Origin of the sequence: Microcoleus sp. BM001215392, assembly GCF_036700185.1 — a bacterium.
Classification (GTDB): Bacteria; Cyanobacteriota; Cyanobacteriia; order Cyanobacteriales; family Microcoleaceae; genus Microcoleus.
This window is the reverse complement of sequence record NZ_JAUBOJ010000479.1, coordinates 1-4,818: the sequence shown is the minus strand read 5'-3', so window position 1 is coordinate 4,818 and position 4,818 is coordinate 1. Positions and strand designations below refer to the sequence as shown.

The window sequence follows — 4,818 nt, the reverse complement described above, 5'->3', positions numbered from 1 at the left end:
GGATCGCGAATTAAATAATTTACACATATTTGTGGGATGGGCGTCCCGCCCGTCCCGGATAGACGGGCTCATGGGGCCATCCCACAATCACAATAAAAAATGTAAGTTATTTAATTTTCATTCCTTAGCGCTGCCGCACCGCTCACCACAAGTCAGGACACCTTAGGGCCATACACCTTGAGATCGGTCAAGCGAAAACCTTTGGCAGAGAGCTCCTTCCACTTCGCCTCAAACCCATCCCAATCGTCGCCCACCCAGAGCGCCTGGGCATCGCTGCCAGCACGGAAAACTCCGGCGTAGCGGCGTGTGTTGCCGTCAACGTAGGTCTCAATATCGATGAGGCGCAGTCCTTTGGCGTCGAGTTCCTTCCACTTGGCTTCAAACCCATCCCAGTCGTCGCCCACCCAGAGCGCCTGGGCATCACTGCCGGCACGGAACACCCCGGCGTAGCGGCGTGTGTTGCCGTCAACGTAGGTCTCAAGATCGATGAGGCGCAAGCCCTTTCCTGATAGCTCTTTCCACTTGGCCTCAAACCCATCCCAGTCGTCGCCCACCCAGAGCGCCTGGGCGTCGTTGCCGGCACGGAAAACTCCGGCGTAACGACGCTTGTTGCCGTCAACGTAGGTCTCAAGATCGATGAGGCGCAAGCCTTTGCCGGAAAGTTCCTCGTACTTGGCCTTGAACCCATCCCAATCATCGCCCACCCAGAGCGCCTGGGCATCGCTGCCAGCGCGGAACACTCCAACGTAGCGGCGCGTGTTGTCGGCAACGTAGGTCTCAAGATCGATGAGGCGCAGTCCTTTGCCGGAGAACTCCTCGCACTTGGCCTTGAACCCATCCCAGTTGTCGCCCACCCAGAGCGCGTGGGCGTCGCTGCCAGCGCGGAACACCCCGGCGTAGCGCGTTCCTTTGCTTGCTTCGATCAGGTGGCTCCGGGTCTTGTGCTCCAGCGTCTTGCGCACCACAGCGATTTGCTGCTTGCTGATCGTGACGGGCGGTTGGCATTTGAAATAGCTCATCAGGTTGTGCCGATCGGGTTGGAAGCTCACACCTTCGATGAAGAAGCTCGATGGCCCGCCGCAAAGATCTTTGTCAACCTTCTCTTGGTAGTAAGCTGTGCAGGGGTCGGGGGGTGTATCGGACAGCAGATCGCCGTTGAGACCGATCGCGCCTTCCTCCTTTACGATCTTAATAACGTCTTCAATCGGGGTCGTGCCCCAACCGGGGTGGGTGTGAAACAAACCGAGATAATGCCCGATCTCGTGCGCCAGAACCACGCCGGCATTAGAGCCGAAACGGTTCGCCTGGTTCGTAATGGCAACGAAATCAATGTTGTCGTGTGGCAGTTTGGCCCGAGCCGGGATTGCTTGGCCAGTGTTGGGTGGATACGCGAACCAGTTGCTCGCTGGCTCGTCTTTCTTTGCGCCCCAGCGCAGGAACACGACAAGCTTGCCACGATGCTCGGCTGCGACGTTGTTAGCCGATTCCCAAAACTTAGAAGCGCCGTTGTGCAGGCTGTTGAGCGTCGTGTCGCGGCGAGGCTTCCAATCTTTGGCAGGGTCAAAGGCGAAGCGCAGATCCGTCGGCTTGAAGTGGTCGCTAGCCTTCTTTACTTCTTCCGCGAACCGTTCTGGGGTGATTGTGTTCCCACGGCCACCATCGTCGTCCGACAGAGGGATGGCGTGAATGTGGATTGTGTAGATTTGGGGCATTTTGGACATCCTTACCTAAAAAGGCTAATGAACAATTGCTTTGAAGATAGAGCACCCGCATCTGACTTCTCATCTCTACTAAATTCATCAAAACTTGCCGTTGACCGAGATCGAGACCGAGAATGTACTGATTTGTTACCGACTTTCGAGCGATCGGCTTTGAGATAGTCTGCTGAGCTTTTGTGAAAGAGGAAAGAGAGCGATCGCTCATAACTGCTACTGTTGCCAGACATCATTCAGTTTGCACAGATCCAAAGTCTAGCCGTGCAGCAGTAGCCTCAACCTACAAAATCTAGGAGAAGATGAAGTCGCTCTCAATCAGCGTGAGTGGCTCGAAGGTGGACTCAATCAAAATAGTACCGCCGTCGAAATTAATAGTCTGATTGTTTTTCCGATATTCGATCGTACCTAGCAACTCATTGTTTACAGAGAAGAGTTTGCCAGATTTTGGTAGGTTGAGAATTATATCGCCATTAAATTCCGTCACAAATGGACCATCTAGTGAGTTAAGCAGCCCATTTGCCGCTTTAATATTCCCGCCCTCAAAATCGAGGAGCTCGAAATTCTTCAGGGTTAAGTCCTGATCTGGATTTTTCGTCCTATTTAGTAAAATATCGAAACCAAACTCAATTTTGTCCCTTCCAGGCTCGAAGCCTCGGATAGTATCGTTCCCGAAACTGCCGTTGAACTCGTCTCCGGTAAACTTGAAAATATCGCTTTTATCATCAATGCCAGCACCTTCATTAATACCTCCTACGAGCAAATCGTTGTTTGCACCACCGATGAGGGTATCCTCATCCTTGCCGCCCACGAGTAGATCTTCACCACTACTGCCGATCAGTGAATCCTTGCCAGTGGAGCCGTCAAGTTCATTACTTTCAGAAGAGCCAACCAGGTCGTTCTCACCGTTACCGTACAGCGTGTCGTTGCCAGTATCGCCAAAGAGTGTGTCGTTATCCTGACCGCCCTTCAATAAATCGTTGCCCCAATCGCCGTCAAGCAGGTCTTCCCCGCTACCTCCATCAATGGTGTCATTGTTCCCTCCACCTTTGAGGGTATCGTCATCTGAGCCACCTTGGAGGTTGTCTGCACCTTCTCCCCCACTTAGGAAATCATTGCCGAAACCGCCTTTGACGGTATCGTTATCGAGTCCACCGTAGAGGGCGTCGTTATCGTTCCCCCCATCCAGACTATCGTTACCAGATCCGCCGTTGATGTTATCGTCGCCAGAGTCGCCAATTAGCGTATCAAAACCCAATTCACCAAGGATGGTGTCGTTGCCAAAGCCGCCCCGAATTAGATCGTCGTTTGGAGTATTAGTAAACAACGGACGGAAGGGTTGGTCGAAGGCCCAGAACAAGGGATTCACCGTTTGGTCGAACTCAGATGCCGATGGGGTATTGGATATAGTGATATCATCGTTAAAAACACTACCCTCCGAATCGCCGAGAAGTCTGTCATCGCCCCGATCGCCATCAATCGTGTCTGCGCCGAAACCTCCAAATATCTCGTCATTGCCACCCTTACCAGCTAGCTTGTCATCACCGCCTAATCCTCGGATGCGATCGGCTTGTTCTGTTCCCGGATAGTTGTTGTTGTTGTTGTTGCCGTTGTAAATTGCCATAGTTATTTCTTCCTTGTTTTCCTGATGTTGTTCAAGCGATCGCGACTCGCTGTTTCCTAGCTGGTTAGCTAAGTGTTTTTACTCAGAGCGACAGCCGGTATCCAACATCTGACCTTTACAAATTCATCAAAACTTGCGATTGACCGAGATCGAGACCGAGAATATACTGACTTGTTACCGACTTTTGAGTAACCTACTAAATAGGCAGAATTTCGGGGAAATAGGGTATGTCACGATCGCTCAAAATTCGCAGTGACTGCATTCAGCAAGCTAAATTAGCCCTCCACCGCAATGGTTTTGGCAGCCAAAGAGCGTTTGCTGAAGAATTAGGACTTGCTTTATCCACTCTCAGCAGGTTCCTCACGGGGAAAACGGTTGATTATGCAACTTTTGTGGAAATTTGTGCAAAATTGGGGCTAGATTGCCGAGAGATTTCTGACAGGGGCGAAAGTCGGGTTTTATCCGAGTCTGTAGACGTGAAATCCTTTCGAGCAATTGCCAACAGACGCCTAGATTGGGGCGAGGCACCCGATGTCTCGGTTTTTTACGGTCGCAGTGACGAACTGACCACCCTAGAACAATGGATTGTAGAGGATAATTGCCGTTTGGTAGTGTTGCTGGGGATGGGAGGGATTGGTAAAACAGCTTTGGCTGCCAAGCTAGCCCAACAACTGCAATCAGGATTTGAATTTGTGATTTGGCGCAGTCTCCGCAATGCCCCTCCTGTAGAAGAGATATTGGCAGAACTGATTCAATTTCTCTCCAACCAACAAGAAACAAACCTGCCTATTAACCTAGACGGCAGAATTTTGCGCTTGATAAATTATTTACGATCGAGGCGCTGTCTGATAGTTTTGGATAATGCTGAATCGATTTTGCAAGCAGGCGATGAAGTGCGGCATAGCTTTGCTTCACCCACGGGACGTTATCGAGAAGGATATGAAGGTTACGGTGAGTTACTCAAATGTGTTGGGGAAACAAATCACCACAGCAGCTTGATATTAACCAGTCGCGAGAAACCACAAGGATTAGCCGCCTTAGAGGGCTCAACACTACCAGTTCGCTGCTTGCAACTGACAGGTTTACCCTCCGCCCAAGGACGAGAAATTTTCTCTGCGAAGGGGTATTTTACTGGGTCAGAAGATGAATGGACGATCGTGATTTCACGCTATGGAGGCAATCCCTTAGCTTTAAAGATAGTAGCTTCAGGGGTAACAGATTTTTTTGATAGCAGTATTTCTCGCTTTTTAGAATTTTTAAAGCAAGGTTCGTTTATTTTTGATGATATCCGCGATTTGTTAGAGCGCCAGTTTCAGCGACTGAGCAGGATAGAACAAGAGATTATGTACTGGTTAGCGATCAATCGCGAACCAGTGTTGTTAGAGGAATTGCTTGAGGATTTTGTCTCCCCGATATCAGCCAGCGAACTCCTACAGGCACTAGGCTCTTTGCAACGGCGATCGTTGATTGAAAAAAACAACG

At 50.5% G+C, this 4,818-nt stretch carries 4 protein-coding genes; 2 read left to right on the top strand and 2 right to left on the bottom strand.

Annotated features, from left to right (window positions below; all coding sequences use genetic code 11):
* Positions 1-152: 152 nt before the first annotated feature.
* Positions 153-1,712, bottom strand: a complete 1,560-nt coding sequence (locus QT974_RS31050; protein ID WP_333472222.1) for a hypothetical protein — start codon at positions 1,710-1,712, stop codon at positions 153-155.
* Positions 1,713-1,739: 27 nt separating this feature from the next.
* Between QT974_RS31050 and QT974_RS31045 the strand changes: the two genes are divergently transcribed.
* A complete protein-coding gene (locus tag QT974_RS31045; RefSeq protein ID WP_333472221.1) occupies positions 1,740-1,880 on the top strand; it encodes a hypothetical protein in 141 nt (46 codons plus the stop codon).
* Positions 1,881-2,004: 124 nt separating this feature from the next.
* Here the strand turns inward: QT974_RS31045 and QT974_RS31040 are convergent, their stop codons facing one another.
* On the bottom strand, positions 2,005-3,336 hold the full coding sequence (locus QT974_RS31040) for a calcium-binding protein (RefSeq protein WP_333472220.1): 1,332 nt from the start codon (positions 3,334-3,336) through the stop codon (positions 2,005-2,007).
* Between the two features lie 227 nt (positions 3,337-3,563).
* Here QT974_RS31040 and QT974_RS31035 point away from each other — a divergent pair.
* Positions 3,564-4,818: NB-ARC domain-containing protein (locus QT974_RS31035; RefSeq protein ID WP_333472219.1), on the top strand; the 1,255-nt coding region annotated here is incomplete at its 3' end.

Bases quoted from the DNA above. Each gene is read 5' to 3' on its own strand.
- QT974_RS31045 (WP_333472221.1), top strand. From the start codon at position 1,740: ATGAACAATTGCTTTGAAGATAGAGCACCCGCATCTGACTTCTCATCT.
- QT974_RS31050 (WP_333472222.1), bottom strand. From the start codon at position 1,712: ATGCCCCAAATCTACACAATCCACATTCACGCCATCCCTCTGTCGGAC.
- QT974_RS31040 (WP_333472220.1), bottom strand. From the start codon at position 3,336: ATGGCAATTTACAACGGCAACAACAACAACAACAACTATCCGGGAACA.